General features: G+C 67.6%; 10 protein-coding genes. 8 read left to right on the top strand and 2 right to left on the bottom strand.

Annotation, left to right across the window (positions count from 1 at the left end):
* Positions 1 to 279 precede the first annotated feature (279 nt).
* The 7 genes from C3E99_RS16505 to C3E99_RS16475 all read left to right on the top strand — a co-directional run bounded on the left by C3E99_RS16505 (position 280) and on the right by C3E99_RS16475 (position 10,778).
* Positions 280 to 2,583: a TonB-dependent receptor gene (locus tag C3E99_RS16505; RefSeq protein WP_067105999.1), complete on the top strand. Its 2,304-nt coding sequence runs from the start codon at positions 280 to 282 to the stop codon at positions 2,581 to 2,583.
* A gap of 26 nt (positions 2,584 to 2,609) precedes the next feature.
* Positions 2,610 to 4,244, top strand: a complete 1,635-nt coding sequence (locus C3E99_RS16500) for a carboxylesterase/lipase family protein (protein ID WP_067186428.1) — start codon at positions 2,610 to 2,612, stop codon at positions 4,242 to 4,244.
* Positions 4,241 to 5,806, top strand: coding sequence for an AMP-binding protein (locus C3E99_RS16495; RefSeq protein ID WP_067186424.1), 1,566 nt, complete (start codon positions 4,241 to 4,243; stop codon positions 5,804 to 5,806). The genes C3E99_RS16500 and C3E99_RS16495 overlap by 4 nt, the downstream gene beginning before the upstream one ends.
* Positions 5,807 to 5,857: 51 nt before the next feature.
* Positions 5,858 to 6,553: a TetR/AcrR family transcriptional regulator gene (locus tag C3E99_RS16490; RefSeq protein ID WP_067186422.1), complete on the top strand. Its 696-nt coding sequence runs from the start codon at positions 5,858 to 5,860 to the stop codon at positions 6,551 to 6,553.
* 244 nt (positions 6,554 to 6,797) lie between these two features.
* Positions 6,798 to 7,697 carry an SDR family NAD(P)-dependent oxidoreductase gene (locus tag C3E99_RS16485; RefSeq protein ID WP_067186420.1) on the top strand — a complete coding sequence of 300 codons (900 nt, stop codon included), beginning with the start codon at positions 6,798 to 6,800 and terminating at the stop codon, positions 7,695 to 7,697.
* A 72-nt stretch (positions 7,698 to 7,769) separates the two neighbouring features.
* Positions 7,770 to 9,434 (top strand): MFS transporter, encoded by a 1,665-nt coding sequence (locus C3E99_RS16480; RefSeq protein ID WP_067186418.1) that lies wholly within the window; start codon positions 7,770 to 7,772, stop codon positions 9,432 to 9,434.
* Positions 9,435 to 9,449: 15 nt separating this feature from the next.
* Positions 9,450 to 10,778, top strand: a complete 1,329-nt coding sequence (locus tag C3E99_RS16475; RefSeq protein WP_234002515.1) for a glycoside hydrolase family 1 protein — start codon at positions 9,450 to 9,452, stop codon at positions 10,776 to 10,778.
* 201 nt (positions 10,779 to 10,979) lie between these two features.
* On the opposite strand, the gene C3E99_RS16470 is transcribed toward C3E99_RS16475, so the two are convergent.
* Positions 10,980 to 12,287 carry a hypothetical protein gene (locus tag C3E99_RS16470; RefSeq protein WP_067186417.1) on the bottom strand — a complete coding sequence of 436 codons (1,308 nt, stop codon included), beginning with the start codon at positions 12,285 to 12,287 and terminating at the stop codon, positions 10,980 to 10,982.
* A 112-nt stretch (positions 12,288 to 12,399) separates the two neighbouring features.
* On the opposite strand from C3E99_RS16470, the gene C3E99_RS16465 reads away from it, so the two are divergent.
* Positions 12,400 to 14,037: a carboxylesterase/lipase family protein gene (locus C3E99_RS16465; protein WP_067186415.1), complete on the top strand. Its 1,638-nt coding sequence runs from the start codon at positions 12,400 to 12,402 to the stop codon at positions 14,035 to 14,037.
* A gap of 60 nt (positions 14,038 to 14,097) precedes the next feature.
* On the opposite strand, the gene C3E99_RS16460 is transcribed toward C3E99_RS16465, so the two are convergent.
* Positions 14,098 to 15,276: a lipase family protein gene (locus C3E99_RS16460; RefSeq protein WP_067186413.1), complete on the bottom strand. Its 1,179-nt coding sequence runs from the start codon at positions 15,274 to 15,276 to the stop codon at positions 14,098 to 14,100.
* Between the last annotated feature and the right edge of the window lie 10 nt (positions 15,277 to 15,286).

Below are 15,286 nucleotides of genomic sequence, written 5' to 3'. Positions count from 1 at the left end.
TGGACCCGGAAGTCATTCAGTTCGCAGACCGCATCCGTGAGCAGGGTCCGCCCACCGATGCTTGGAGCGCAAGAAGCTCCGATTCCCGAACCACCCCCAATCCCCGATCGCGACGAATTCCCGGCCGCTCGCCTCATGATCGGCAGGGCTGCGAAGCGCAAAATCGCTCCACGAGAAATTTATTCACGCGCGTGATAGTGAATGTTGACTCATTCGAGAATGTGACGGATAAGAAGGACGGTTCGGCGGCAACGACCGCCAACGGGAGGGAGAGTTTGTATGAAGGCTCAGCTTTTCGCGTCCGCCTCGGCGGTCGCCCTGTTCGCGCTTCCGGTCTCGGCCATGGCGCAGGTCACGGAGGATGAGGCGCCGGCCGCTTCCTCCGCGCAAAGCAATCGCGGCGACAACGACATCATCGTCACGGCGACGCGCCGTACCGCGCGGCTTCAGGACGTGCCGCTCAGCGTCTCTGCCTTCGGGCAGGAGGAACTCGATGATCTGGGCATCGTCGGTTACGAGGGCATCGCCCAGAACACGCCCGGCATCGTCGTCAACCGGCCGACGCAGAATTTCAACAATTTCACCAGCCGCGGCATCAACACCAACGGTTACAGCGCCGGCCTGCAGAGCGCGGTCGCCATCTATGTCGACGAACTGCCGATCTCGGCGAACGGCAACTCGACCATCCTCGATCCGAATCTCTACGACGTCGAACGCGTCGAATTCCTGCGCGGGCCGCAGGGGACGCTGTTCGGCTCCAACTCGCTCGCCGGCGCGATGCGGATCATCACCCGCAGTCCCAACCTCAGCAAGTTCGAGGGATCGGCGAGCGTCGACCTGGGCGTCGTCGGTTCGGGCTCGCTGCGCCAGCGCTACAATGCGATGGTCAACCTGCCGATCATGACCGACGAAATGGGTCTGCGCGTCTCGGGCTATTATCGGAACGAGGACGGCTGGGTCGACAATATCGGCACCGGTATCAAGGATTCGAACAGCCTCGAAGCCTTCGGCGGACGCGCGATCCTGCTAATGCGGCCGAGCGACCGGATGAAGGTGAAGCTGCTCGTCTCCTACGAGAACAGCAAGCCGGCCGATTCGGCGCTGACCAACCCCACCCTTGGCAAGTTCGTGCGCAACTCCGACCGTCCCGACCTGTTCCAGGGCAAGCTCACCAACTATAATATCACGGTCAATTACGAGTTCGATTTCGCCGAGCTGGTCAGTTCGACGACGCTGTCCGACTATGACGCGTCCTTCTATGTCGACCTCGCCGGAACTTTCGCACAGGCTTTTCCCTTCGCGCTCGACGCCTATGGCTATGACGATCTTTTCGTTCAGGAGACACGGCTGGTGTCGCGCCACAGCGGGCCGATCGAATGGGTTGCGGGCTTTTTCTACTACGACAAGCGGCGGACCGTCGATTTCGCCTATCGCTCGTCACTCGAATTCATCGCCCAGCGCAATATCATCGGCATGGAAAATGAGTATTATCAGCGTTTCAACAGCTATACGGACCAGAGGGAGATCGCCGGCTTCGGCGAGGTGACGGCGCATCTCAGCGACAATTTCTGGGTCACCGGCGGGCTGCGCTATGGCAAGACGGACGTCCAGACCTTCACCCGGGGCGGCGGCTATAATTATGTCGTCGCTGCGCTTCCGCAGTTCGGCTATCTGGCGGTCGGCGCCACGCCCGGCTGGAACAATGTCGTCATGCGCAGGGACCCGATTCCCTACGCCGAAGGGCTGAAAGTGTCCGACGACCGCCTGTCGTGGAAGGCCAGCGTCTCGTGGAAACCAGTGCCCGAACTGACCGCCTATGCGACGGTTTCGACGGGTTTCCGTACCCCGGTGGTCAACGCGCGCGCGGGGCTGGTCAGCACGATCAACCCCAGCGACATCGTCATACCCGACGGCGCGAAGTCGGACAGCGTGACCAATTATGAGGTCGGGCTGAAGGGGCGCTGGCTGGGCGGCAATCTGACCGCCAATCTTGCGGGCTATTATATCGACTGGAAGAATATCCAGGTCCAGGCGAACCGCGTGTCGGATTCGATCCAGTTCGCGACCAACATCGGCGCTGCGGAAAGCTATGGCCTCGAGTTCGAAGTGATGGCGCGGCCGCTTTCGGGGCTGAGTCTCGTGCTCAACGGCTCGTTCAACGAGGCGAAGGTGACGAAGCTGTCCGCGATCGAGGCGGCGATCTCCGGTGCCGAGCTGGGCACCCGGCTTGCCTCGCCGCATTTCCAGGGATCGGGAACGCTGCGGTACGATTTCCCGATCGGCAACGGGAAAACCGCCTTCGGGTCGGTCAACGTATCGCACGCCGGGTCCTTCCCGAACCAGTTCCCGAACGTGCCGGGCAATCCCAACGCGGTCAGCCCGACGTATGACCATACCGAGGCGTGGACCAATGTGAACCTGTTCGCCGGGGCGAAGCTGGGGGCGCTGAATCTGACCGCCTATGTCGAGAATCTCTTCGACGACACATCGATCACCTATGTCCATCCCGAAGCCTTCCTCGACGGGCGCTACGCCCGCCTGCGGCCGCGCACGATCGGCGTTCGCGCCGACTATCGCTTCTGATCGGCGCCGGAAGAAGGAAGCCGCCCATGCGTCGCCTGCGGACCCTCGCTCTCGTTCTGGCCGTCCTCCTCCCGGGGGCGGCCGCCGCGGCCGCGGAACCGGTGGTCGATGCGCCCGCGGGCGTCGTGCACGGCGTGCAGGACCGCGATCTGCGCGTCTTTCGCGGCATTCCCTATGCCGAGCCGCCCGTCGGCGAGCGCCGCTGGCGTGCGCCGGCACCGCTGCCGCGTTGGGACGGCGCCCGCGATACTACCCGCTTCGGCGCCGCCTGCATGCAGCCGAAGCCGCAGGCACCCAGCATCTATGGCTGGGACCTGCCGGCGATGAGCGAGGATTGCCTGTCGCTCAACATCTGGGCGCCGCAGGATGCGCGCGGCGCGCCGGTCTTCGTCTGGATCCACGGCGGCGCGCTGGCGTCGGGGTCGGGCGCCGACCCTATTTACGACGGCAGCGCGCTCGCGCGGCGCGGCATCGTCGTGGTGTCGATCAACTATCGCCTCGGCATGTTCGGCTGGTTCGCGCATCCGGGGCTCAGTGCGGAATCGCCCGACCATGTCTCGGGCAATTACGGTCTGCTCGACCAGATCGCGGCGCTCGAATGGGTGAAGCGCAATATCGGCGCCTTCGGCGGCAATGCGGGGAACGTCACCATCGCCGGGGAATCGGCGGGCGCGCTCAGCGTCATGTATCTGATGGCGGCTCCGGCGGCGCGCGGGCTGTTCCACAAGGCGGTGGCGCAGAGCGCCTATATGGTCTCCGCGCCCGGCCTGCGCGACCGGATCAACGGCATGGTCCCTGCAGAGGTGCAGGGCGCCGAACTTGCGGCGAAGCTCGGTGCCGCCGACATCGCGGCGCTGCGCGCATTGCCGGCGGCCGACATCCCGGCCCGGGTCGCCGCGACGGGCTATTTCCCCTTTCCCAATATCGACGGCAAGACGCTGTCGCGCCAGCTCGTCGACACCTTCGATCGCGACGAACAGGCGCCGGTGCCGATCCTCGCCGGCTTCAACAGCGGCGAGATTCGCTCGCTGCGATTCCTGCTGCCCAAACCTCCCGCCGACGCGGCCGCCTATGAAGCCACGATCCGCACCGCCTATGGCGAGTTCGCCGATGCCTTCCTGACCCGCTATCCGGCGAAGGATATCGGTGAAAGCATGCTCGCCGCGACGCGCGACGCCATGTATGGCTGGACCGCGGAGCGGCTGGTGTCGAACCAGGCGGCGCTGGGGCAGGGCGCCTATTTCTATCTTTTCGACCATGGCTATCCGGCGACCGCGCAGTGGAATCTCCACGCTTTCCATGCCGCCGAGCTGCCCTATGTGTTCGGGACCGCGGCGCGGACGCCGCCCCTGTGGCCGAAGATTCCCGACAGCCTGGCAGAGCGCAGGCTGATCGCCGCGATCGGCGATTACTGGGCGAGCTTCGCCACCACCGGCCGACCCGTTGCAAAGGGCGGGCCCGACTGGCCCGACTATGCCGACAATCGCGGTTTTCTGCACATCGCCGACACGCCGCGCGCCGGGCACAATCTGTTTCCCGGTACCGCGGCGCTGCACGAGGCGGTCGTCTGCCGCCGTCGTGCCGCCGGGGACGTGCCGTGGAACTGGAATATCGGCGTCGCGTCGCCGCCGCTGCCGCCGAAGACCGAGGGCTGCCAATGATCGACGGTTCGATGCAATATTACGGCCTGACGCTCGACAAATTCCTATCCCACGCCGCCAAATGGCACCCCGATGCCGAAGTCGTGTCGGCGACGGCGGCGGGCGGCGTGCGGCGGACCGGATACGCCGCGCTGCACGATCGTGCGCGCGGCGTGTCGGGTGCGCTGCGCGCGCTCGGCATCGGCCGCGGCGACCGCGTCGCGACGCTCGCCTGGAACACGCAGGGGCATGTCGAGGCTTGGTACGGCATCATGGGCATGGGGGCGATCTGTCACACGCTGAACCCGCGCCTGACCGCGGCGCAGCTTTCCGCGATGCTCGCGCAGTCGGGGGCGGCGCTGCTGCTGGTGAGCCCCGACCTGCTGCCGCTGGCGCGCGAGGCGAGCGCGAATCTGCCGTCGCTGCGGCGCATCCTGCTGCTCGACACCGACGCGGACGAAGACGGCGCCGATGCCTTCGACCCGCTGGTCGCGGCAGCGCCGCGCGACGCGGTCTGGGGCGATTTCGCCGAGGACACGCCATCGGGGCTCTGCTTCACCTCGGGCAGCACCGGCGCGCCCAAGGGCGTCACCTATACCCATCGCGGCTGCTATCTGCACACGATGCGCCAGCTCCAGGCCGACGTGCTGGGGCCGACCGCGCGCGACGCGATCCTTGCCGTGGTGCCGATGTTCCACGCCAACGCATGGGGATTGCCCTTCGCGGCGCCCGCCGTGGGGGCGAAGCTGGTGCTTCCGGGGCGCCAGAGCGACGGCGCGCATCTCGCGCGGCTCATCTGTTCCGAAGGCGTGACCGCTGCCGCGGGGGTGCCGACCGTCTGGCTCGGCCTCGTCGAGCATCTGGAGGCCGAAGGCGGCGATGTGCCGTCGCTCGAGCGTATCCTGGTCGGCGGGTCGCCGATGCCGCCGGCGCTGATGGACCGGATCGAGCGCCGCCTCGGCGCCGAGGTGCAGACAAGCTGGGGAATGACCGAATTGTCGCCGCTCGGCACCGCCGCGCCGCCGGGCGATCCGCATCGCAGTGCGGCCGTTTCGGGCCGTCCGGCAATCGGCATCGACCTGCTCGTCGCCGACGCCGACGGCCGCCCGCTGCCCGAGCAGCGCGGGACCGAGGGGCATCTGCGCGTGCGCGGCGGCTCGGTCGTCGAACGCTATTTCGGCCAGAGCGAACCCGCCACCGACGCCGACGGCTGGTTCGACACGGGCGATCTCGCGCGGATCGACGACGCGGGTAACCTCGTCATCACCGGCCGCGCGAAGGACCTGATCAAATCGGGCGGCGAATGGATCAACCCGGCGGAGATCGAGGCGATCGTCGGCGCGCTGCCGCAGGTGTCGCTGGCCGCCGTCATCGGGCGCCCGCATCCCAAATGGGGCGAGCGGCCGGTCCTGCTCGTCACCTGCGATGCGGCGATCAGCGACGCCGAACTGCTCGAGCCGCTCGCCGGGCGGGTCGCGTCCTGGTGGGTCCCCGACACGGTCGTGCGCCTCGACGCGATGCCGCTCGCGCCGACCGGCAAGATCGACAAAATGCAATTGCGGCTCGATTACGGACAGGTGTAGGCCGAAAGGCCCCGCCGCCCTGCGAACGAAGGTTTCGAGAGGAATAGAGATTTGGAGTCCAAGGCAAAGAGTCGGACGAAACGGCCATCGAAAGCGGAGCAGCGCGCCGAAACGATCGAGCAGATTCTCGACACCGCCGAATATCTCTTTTCGCGCAACGGACTCTACGGGGTGACGCTCAAGGATGTCGCCAAGCGGGTGGGCGTGCATCACACGCTGCTCAACTATTATTTCGAGGACAAGAAGAAGCTGTTCGATGCGGTGTTCGCCCGCCGCGCGGTGGTGACGAGCGAGCGCCGCATGAAGGTGCTCGACGATTACGAGCGGGCGTCGGGGGGAAAGCCGACGATCGAGGGCGCGCTCCATGCCTTTCTGGACACCGACCTCGACCTTTATATCGAGGGTGGCGAGGGCTGGCGCAACTATGGGGCGCTCAGCGCGCAGGTGGCCAACACGCCCGAATGGGGCGCCGGGATGATGGACGCCCATTTCGACCCGGTCGTGCTGCGGCTGATCGGCATATTGAAGAAGGCGCTGCCAGAGGCGGCGGAGGAAGACATCTTCTGGGGCTATCACTTCGTCACCGGGGCGCTGATGCTGACGCTCGCGCGCACCGGCCGCATCGACAAATTGTCGCAGGGGCTCTGCCGGTCGGACGATTATGCGGCGGTCAAGCAGCGCATGGCGCGCTTCATGGCGGCGGGCTTTCGCGATATCTGCGAACAGCGCGCGAAAGACGGGGACTAGGGCATGATGACGTGGGAAAGACTCGTCATTGCGAGCGGCGAAGCCGCGCGGCAATCCAGAGCGTGCGGTAACTGCTCTGGATTGCTTCCTCCGGATCAGGTCCGGGGTCGCAATGACGAAGTGGGGCAATCCAAAGTCATCAGAGTATAGCAAAGGGCAGGCGGGCGCTTTCCGTCTCCCGTCTGTTTCAATTTTCATTCACTCACAAGTGAGTTATAGTAATTCGGATAGCGAGAGGGGCAGGATGACGAAGGCATTGCAGGACCGGGTGGCGATCGTGACGGGCGCGGGCGGAGGGCTCGGCCGGGCGCATGCGCTGATGCTGGCGCGCCATGGCGCGTGCGTCGTCGTCAACGACAGCGAGGGCGCCGCCGCCGAGCGCGTCGCTGCCGAGATCGAGGCCGCGGGCGGCCGGGCGATGGCGGCGCCGGCGTCGGTCACCGACGCGGAGCAGGTCGCGGCGATGGTCCATGCCGCGACCATGGCCTGGGGCGGCATCGACATATTGGTCAACAACGCCGGCATCCTGCGCGACAGGAGCTTCGCCAAGATGGACCTCGCCGACTTCCGCCTCGTCGTCGACGTCCATCTGATGGGCGCCGCCACCTGTTCCAAGGCGGTGTGGGACCAGATGCGCGAGCGCCGCCACGGCCGCATCGTGATGACGACATCCTCGTCGGGCCTCTACGGCAATTTCGGGCAGGCCAATTACGGCGCCGCGAAGATGGCGCTCGTCGGGCTGATGCAGACGCTCGCGCTCGAAGGCGAGAAATACGGCATCCGCGTCAACTGCCTCGCCCCCACCGCGGCGACCCGGATGACCGACGGCGTGCTCGCGCCCGACGCGCTCGCCCACCTGGCGCCCGAGGCGGTGAGTCCGGGCCTGCTCGCGCTGGTCGGCGACGATGCCCCGACGCGCAACATCCTGTGCGCGGGCGCCGGTCATTTCGCGACCGCGAACGTCACGCTGACCGACGGCGCCTTCATCGGCCGCGCCGACGATGCCGCGCAGCGCGTCATTTCCGAATGGGACCGCATTTCGGATCGGCGGGGAGAGATCGTTCCCGCTTATGGTTTCACGCAGGCCGAGCGCGAACTGGCGAGCGCCGGCTTCACCGCGCCGACGATGGCGGTCAACCGCTGACAACCCCCGGGAGCAGGGCGAACGGGCCGGTGAAAGAGCCCGCCGCCGCTGCCGGGAGAAAGGGAGAAGGATATGGCAACCGACAGCGAAACCCTGCCCGCCGAAGGCAAGGGCCAGAACGAGACTCTCGTCATCGCCGCCTCGTCGCTGGGGACGGTGTTCGAATGGTATGACTTCTACCTCTACGGCCTGCTCGCGAGCGCGATCTCGATGCATTTCTTCGCGGGCGTCAACGAGACGACGGGGTTCATCCTCGCGCTGATGGCGTTCGCCGCCGGCTTCGCGATCCGGCCGTTCGGGGCGCTCGTCTTCGGGCGGGTCGGCGACATTGTCGGGCGCAAGAACACCTTCCTCGTCACCATGGCGATCATGGGGCTGTCGACCTTCGCCGTCGGCTTCCTGCCGTCCTACGACACGATCGGAATCGCCGCGCCGATCATCCTGATGCTGCTCCGCCTGCTCCAGGGGCTCGCGATCGGCGGTGAATATGGCGGCGCGGCGGTCTACATCGCCGAACATGCCCCGCCGGGAAAGCGCGGCTTCTACACCAGCTTCATCCAGACCACGGCGATGATCGGCCTAATCCTCGCATCGACCTTCGTCGTGTCGCTGCGCCTGTTCATGGATGCCGACAGCTTCAATGCCTGGGGCTGGCGCCTTCCCTTCATCTTCTCGATCGTGCTGCTGTCGATCGCGCTCTGGATCCGGCTCCAGCTAGAGGAAAGCCCGGTCTTCCAGCGGATGAAGCAGGCGGGCGCCACGTCGAAGGCGCCGCTGAAGGAGGCCTTCGGCGAATGGCGCAACCTGAAGATCGTGCTGATCGCGCTGTTCGGGGCGGTGGCGGGGCAGGCGGTGATCGGCTTCGCCGCGCATCTCTATCCGCTTTTCTACCTTGAGAAGATCGCGAAGGTCGACGGGGCGACGTCCAATTTCCTCGTCGCCACCGCGCTGCTGATCATCATTCCCAGCTTCGTTTTCTTCGGCTGGCTCAGCGACCGGATCGGGCGCAAGCCGATCATGATGACCGCCTGCGTCATCGCGGTCTTCACCTATTTCCCGCTCTACAAGGCGCTGGTCGCCGCGGCCAATCCGGCGATGGCGGCGGCGGTCGAGCATGCGCCGGTGCAGGTCGTCGCCGACCCGCGCGAATGCTCGTTCCAGTTCGACCCGATCGGCAAGAACAGCTTCGACCGGACGAGCTGCGACATCGTCAAGGCCTATCTGGCGCGCGGTGGGATCAACTACGCCAATATCGATGCGGCCCCGGGCACGGTCGCGACGGTGCGGATCGGCGAGGAGAGCCACACCGCGCCCGACCCCGCGAAGCTGAAGGGCGAGGCGAAGGCCCAGGCGATCGCGGCGTTCCAGGAAGAAGTGCATGCCGGGCTTTCGCGCGCGGGCTATCCCGCCGCCGCCGATCCGGCCGCGGTCGACAAGGGGCGGGTGATCGCGATCCTCTGCGTCTTCGGCCTGCTCGCGACGATGGTCTATGGCCCGCTTGCGGCGCTGCTGGTCGAACTGTTTCCGGCGCGCATCCGCTATACCTCGCTGTCGCTGCCCTATCATATCGGCAATGGCTGGATCGGCGGCTTCATGCCGACGATCGGCTTCGCGATGGTCGCGGCGACGGGCAATATCTATCAGGGACTGTGGTATGCGGTGGTGATCGCCGCCATCACCGCGGTCGTCGGCATCTTCTTCCTGCCCGAAACCTACAAGCGCGATATCGAAGCCTGACGAGGGAGAAGGGTCGTGGCCGAAGCGGACGGATCAATCGGGCGGCGCGACCTGATGCGGGCGGCCGCAGGGGCGGCGGCGGCGCCCGCGCTGCTGGGAAGCGCGCCGGCGCTGGCGGCGCGACGGCCGGCGCCGCCCGGCTTCCTCTGGGGCACCGCGATCTCGGCGCATCAGAGCGAGGGCAACAACACGAACAGCGACGCCTGGCTGGCAGAGAATGTCACGCCGACCCTGTTTCGGGACCGGTCGGGCGACGCATGCGACAGCTATCATCGCTTCGACGAGGATTTCGCGCTTGCCGAACGGCTGGGTTTCAACTGCTATCGGTTCGGCATCGAATGGGCGCGCATCGAACCGAGCAAAGGCCGTGTCTCGAACGCCGTGCTCGACCATTATGCGCGCATGCTGGAGGCGTGCCGCGCGCGCGGGTTGCGACCGATCGTCACTCTCAACCATTTCACGACGCCCCTGTGGTTCGCCGCCCGCGGCGGTTTCGAGGTCGACGACGCGCCGCGCCTTTTCGCGCGCTATTGCCGTATCGTCGCCGAGCGGCTCGGCGGCCTGATGCATCTGGCGACGACATTCAACGAGGCGAACATCGGCCTGCTGGTCGCGCTTTTCCCTGGGTCCGAAGCGGCGATGAAGCTGACCCGCGACGCGAATGCCGCGGCGGTGGCCGCCACCGGGTCGCCGCGCTTCTCGCGCCTCGCCTTCGCCGATCCCGCGATCGCGACGCCGATCCTGCAGGAAGCGCACCGTCAGGCCTATGACGCGATCAAGGCCGCGCGGCCCGACCTGCCGGTGGGTATCACGTTGACCACGCAGGATATTCAGTCGACGGGCGCGCCGTCGCTGGTCGCGCATTACGAGCGGCAGCTTTACGGCGACTGGATCGACGTCGCGCGCAGCCATTCCGATTTCTTCGGCGTGCAATGCTACACCCGCCTGCGGTTCGACGAGCGCGGAATGGTCGCGCCGCCGGCGGGCGCCGAACTGACACTGTCGGGCTATGAATTTTATCCGCAGGCGCTCGCGAACACGATCCGATGGGCTCACCGCGCGATCGGCAAGCCGATCTATGTGACTGAAAGCGGCGTCGCCGTGAACGACGACCGGCGCCGCATCGCCTTCATCGACCAGGCGCTCGACGGGGTGAGGGCCTGCCTCGACGAGGGGATCGCGGTCCACAGCTATATCTATTGGTCGCTCCTCGACAATTTCGAGTGGACGTCGGGCTATTCGATCCCCTTCGGGCTCGCCACAGTCGACCGGCAGAGCTTCAGGCGCACGCCGCGCCCGAGCGCCTGGCACCTGGGCGCGATTGCCCGCGCCAATCGCATCTAGATTTCGATTGGCTTGGGATTGCCCCCTTGCGTCATTGCGAGCGGAGCGAAGCAATCCAGAGCGGTGACCGCCTGCTCTGGATTGCCGCGCGGCTTCGCCGCTCGCAATGACGAAGCTTTCCGGTGGCACCACACCAAAGATGCTGCGTCGAATATCCGACTCGCCATCCTGCTCGACACGAACGGATTTGGGTGATGCAAGCTAGCGCGCGCTGTTTCGGCCGACTGCCACCAGCAGCAGTTCGCGAAAAGCCGCCGCCGCTGCGGCGACGCTTGCCGCGTCGACGCAGCGTTCGTCGTCGCCCTCGACATGGTGGAAGCGATGGACGCCGAAGACTCCCGCCACCGATGGATAGCCTGCCGCGATGATCGCGGTCAGTTCGCCCGCCGACAGCGCTTCGCTGGAATAGGGGTTTTCGAGTCCCGCCAGTCCCGCGAACAGCCGGCGCGCGGCGGGCAGCAGCGGCGGGCTAGCGACCAGATAGCGCTGCGAATCCGCGCCGCTCAGCGGGGCCAGCCCGAACAGCCCTTCGTGCCAGTCGCGCGCCGCGACATTGGCGCCGAGGTGGAGCCAGAAATGCGTCTCCGTCGGTTTCGGCGCCACCGCCTTCAGCGATTCCTCGGCGCCCAGATTCTCATATTCATGCCCGCTGTTGCACAGGAAGGCGAGGTCGTGGTCGGGCAGCAGCGCGGGGGCGGCGCGGGCGAGGTCGAGCCACGCTGCGATGCCGCCGCCGCGCTCGCCGGCACAGCCGAACCAGCCCGAACGCGGCGTCGATATGGTGATCCAGCGCCCCTTGCCGCGATCGAGCCGACCGATGATGTTGAAGGCGGGTCTGCGGCCGCCGCGCCCGGTCAGCGTTACCGTGGCTGTGTCGTGTCGCATCGCCGCGTCGAGGAAGGGGGCGGCCCGAGCGGGCGCGAGCAGACCGACCGGCCCCGCGAACATCGGCGCGCGGCCATCGGCGTTGAGCGCGATGACGCCGCCGGTCGGACCGTTGGTGACGATCACCGCGGCCTTCGCTCCGCCTGCGAAGGCCGCATCGACGGGTGCGCGCACCGGCCTGGCCAGCGCCGAGGACCAGCGGCCATAGGGCAGATCGACCAGCGCGACCGCCCCGGCCAGCGGCGCATCGGCGCGGCCGTGGGCATCGACGCGGACCAGCGGCCCCGACACGCCGCCTGCGGGCGTCGGGATCACGATCGGCTGGGGATGGAGCGGCGCGCGCGCGTCGCCGGCGGCGATCTCGCATCTGCCCGGTTCGAACCAGGGGACGGACAGGGCCGGCTTTTCGGTCGCGAAACCCGCGCGCGCCAGTTCGTCCGCGAGCCAATGACCGCAGGCGTCGTCACCGGGGCCGCCCGATTGTTTGTTGCCGAAGCCGATATAGGTCGCCAGATCGGCGGCGATCGAGTCGGACGCGCCCGCGTCATGGGCCGCTGCGGCCGGGGCGGTGAGGGGCAGCGCCGCCGCCCCGACCAGGAAGCCGCGTCGCGTCGGGTCCGTCATGCTGCACCTCTCCCGTCGTCCATTCGTCCGCACTTGATATTCACTCTCTTGTGAGCGTAAATCGACGGGCGGGCGATGGCAAGCATCGCCGCCGGGAAGAGGAACGAAAGACATGCTGCTGTCCGGACGGGCCTTCGCCCTCGTCTTCGGCGCTCCGCTGCTCGGCGCCCTGGCCGCATTCGCCGTTCCCGTCGCCGCCGCGTCCGGCCGACCGGCGGCCACCGTCGCCGAGGGCCGCGTCGCCGGCAGTCTGGAGGACGGGGTCCGGGTCTTCAAGGGGCTTCCCTATGCGCTGCCGCCGGTCGGGGCGCGCCGCTGGCGCCCGCCCGCTCCGCCTGCTTCGTGGCAGGGTGTGCGCGAGGCCCACGCCTTCGGCCCCGATTGCGTGCAGCCGCCCTATCCCGCCGACAGCGTCTATTTCGAGCCGCCGCGTCCGACGAGCGAGGATTGCCTGACGCTCAACGTCTGGGCGCCGCGCAACGCGGCGCGCGCGCCGGTGATCGTCTGGATTCACGGCGGCGCGCTCCAGCATGGCGGCAGCGCGAGCCCGATGTACGACGGGCGCGAATATGCGAAGCGCGGGATCGTCTTCGTGTCGATCAACTATCGCCTCGGCATCTTCGGCTGGCTCGCGCACCCGGGGCTCAGCGCCGAAGCGCCCGATCGTGTCTCGGGCAATTATGGTCTGCTTGACCAGATCGCCGCGCTCGAATGGGTGAAGCGCAATATCGCGGCGTTCGGCGGCGACCCGGCCAATGTCACCGCGATGGGCGAATCGGCGGGCGCGCTCAGCGTCACCTATCTGCTCGCCGCCCCGCGCGCGAAGGGGCTGTTCGGCCGCGCGATCGTCCAGAGCACCAATATGCGCGCGGTCCCGCGGCTGCGCGATCCGGCCTATGGCCTGCCGTCGGCCGAAGTGATCGGCGCCGCCTTCGCCGAAAGCGTCGGCGCGAAGGATCCCGCCGCCCTTCGCGCCCTCGACGCCGAAACGCTGACCGCCGCGGCACTGCGTGCGCGCTTTGCAGCGCAGCCGACGATCGACGGGGCGCTGCTTCCGGCGCAGATCGTCGACGTCTTCGATCGCGGCGAGCAGATCAAGGTGCCGGTCCTCGCCGGTTTCAACAGCGGCGAGGTGCGGAGCCAGCGCGGCCTGTTGCCCCCGGTGCCCGTCGATGCGGCCGCCTATGCCGCGGGAGCCGCCCGTCGCTACGGCGATCTCGCGCCGGCCTTCCTGCGGCTCTATCCCGCGTCCGATATGGAAGAGAGCCTGATCGCCGCGACGCGCGACATCGTCTATGGCTGGGCCGTCGAGCGGCTCGTGCGGCAGCAGACCGCGGCAGGCGCTCCTTCCTATCTCTATCTGTTCGACCATTGCTACGACGCCGCGCGGGCGCGGAAGCTGTGCGCATTTCACGCCAGCGAGATTCCCTTCATGTTCGGCAGCATCGGTCGCGCCGTTGTACAGGCGGCAAACTGGCCGGCGGCGACGGGGGACGACGATCGCCGGCTTGCCCGGCAGATGGTCGATTATTGGTCCAGCTTCGCCGCGCGCGGCATTCCGTCGGCGGTCGGTGCGCCCGACTGGCGTCCCTATGGAGAGGAGGAATATTTCCTCGAGCTTGGCGCATCGCCGGTGCTGCGCCGCGACCCCATGCCCGGAATGTTCGAATTCCGGGAGGAGATCATGCGGCGTCAGCGCCAGAGGGGCGAACAATGGTTCGTCAATACCGGTCCCGTCGACCGCGAATAGCGCCCGCTTCGTCGGGTCATCCCGATCCGTCCGGTGCCCTCACGCGGCGAGAGCGAACGCCTAGCCGGCGGCCTGCGGACAGGTCCCCGCGATGGCGTGGCCCGCCATGACATGCTGGGCGAAGAGGCGCGAATCGGTGAAGGAGCGGTTGACCGTCCCCGAATGGTCGAGCCCCGGATAGACGTGCCATTCGATCGTCGATCCGGCGTCGCAGGCCCCGTCGACGACCGATTTCTGCATCGCGGCCGGCGTATCGACATCCTCCGCGCCGGTGCCGATGAACACCGGCGTCGCGATGTGCAGCGTCGGATAGCCGGCGTGGGTCAGCATCGGCGCATAGGCGCGCCAGAAATCGGTCTTGAAACTGTTCGCGCGGGTCAGCCCCGCCTCGACCACCGCACCGAACATATCGACGACGCAGGTGTCGGCCGCGCGCCGATAGAGCGGCATCGCGCGATCGGTCAGCACCGCCGTGGGATCGTATCTGGGATCGATCTGTTCCGCCGCGGAGGCGATGTAGAGCAGATAGGCGATCAGGCGATCGACCTTGTCCCCGTCGCCGCCGCTCGTCGCGCCCGCGACGGCGAGGTTGGGCAGGCCGGTGGCGATCGTCCCGCGCACATTGACGTCGGGCGCATAGTCGGCGGCATAGCCCGCTGTCGCGAAAGCCGCACCGGCGCCCTGCGACTGGCCGACGAGCAGCACCTTGTTGGCGAGGCCGAAATCGCCCCCCAGCACCGCGCGCACCGCGTCGAGGGTCGAATAGGCGGCGGCGCGGCTGTTGAGATAGGGATGCGGCCCGGGCCCGCCGAGCCCCTGATAGTCGGTGGCAACGATGGCATAGCCCTCGCCCAGCCAATGGTCGAGATAGGTGCGGTCGCGCGCCGAGCGCGGGTTGCGCGACGGCGCGCAATCGTCGCCGATGCCGACGGTGCCATGCGCCCAGGCAATCAGCGGCCAGCCCCCCGCGGGCGGCGTGCCCTTGGGGATGAACAGCGCGGCGGTCACCGGCACCGTGCCGCTGCCGACGACGCCGTCGGTCGAGCCATAGCGGATCGCGAAGGCCTGCGCCGCACCGTCGAGGCCGAACTCGGGCGCGAGCGGGCCGCTTTCGATCAACGCGCCCGCTGCCGGTGCGGGCGCCGCCTGCGCGGCGGGCGCTTGCGCCGCGAGCGCCGGGGTTGCCGCTGCGAGGCCGAATGCGGCGAGAACTGCCGCCGATCGCATCCATTTCGACATAATCTGTCTC

It is taken from the genome of Sphingopyxis sp. MG (assembly GCF_002953155.1).
GTDB lineage: Bacteria > Pseudomonadota > Alphaproteobacteria > Sphingomonadales > Sphingomonadaceae > Sphingopyxis > Sphingopyxis granuli.
Note: the sequence above shows the minus strand (reverse complement) of the source record. Positions and strands in the feature narration are given on the sequence as shown.

Bases quoted from the DNA above. Each gene is read 5' to 3' on its own strand.
- C3E99_RS16465 (WP_067186415.1), top strand. From the start codon at position 12,400: ATGCTGCTGTCCGGACGGGCCTTCGCCCTCGTCTTCGGCGCTCCGCTG.
- C3E99_RS16470 (WP_067186417.1), bottom strand. From the start codon at position 12,287: ATGACGGACCCGACGCGACGCGGCTTCCTGGTCGGGGCGGCGGCGCTG.
- C3E99_RS16485 (WP_067186420.1), top strand. From the start codon at position 6,798: ATGACGAAGGCATTGCAGGACCGGGTGGCGATCGTGACGGGCGCGGGC.
- C3E99_RS16505 (WP_067105999.1), top strand. From the start codon at position 280: ATGAAGGCTCAGCTTTTCGCGTCCGCCTCGGCGGTCGCCCTGTTCGCG.
- C3E99_RS16460 (WP_067186413.1), bottom strand. From the start codon at position 15,276: ATGTCGAAATGGATGCGATCGGCGGCAGTTCTCGCCGCATTCGGCCTC.
- C3E99_RS16480 (WP_067186418.1), top strand. From the start codon at position 7,770: ATGGCAACCGACAGCGAAACCCTGCCCGCCGAAGGCAAGGGCCAGAAC.
- C3E99_RS16495 (WP_067186424.1), top strand. From the start codon at position 4,241: ATGATCGACGGTTCGATGCAATATTACGGCCTGACGCTCGACAAATTC.
- C3E99_RS16500 (WP_067186428.1), top strand. From the start codon at position 2,610: ATGCGTCGCCTGCGGACCCTCGCTCTCGTTCTGGCCGTCCTCCTCCCG.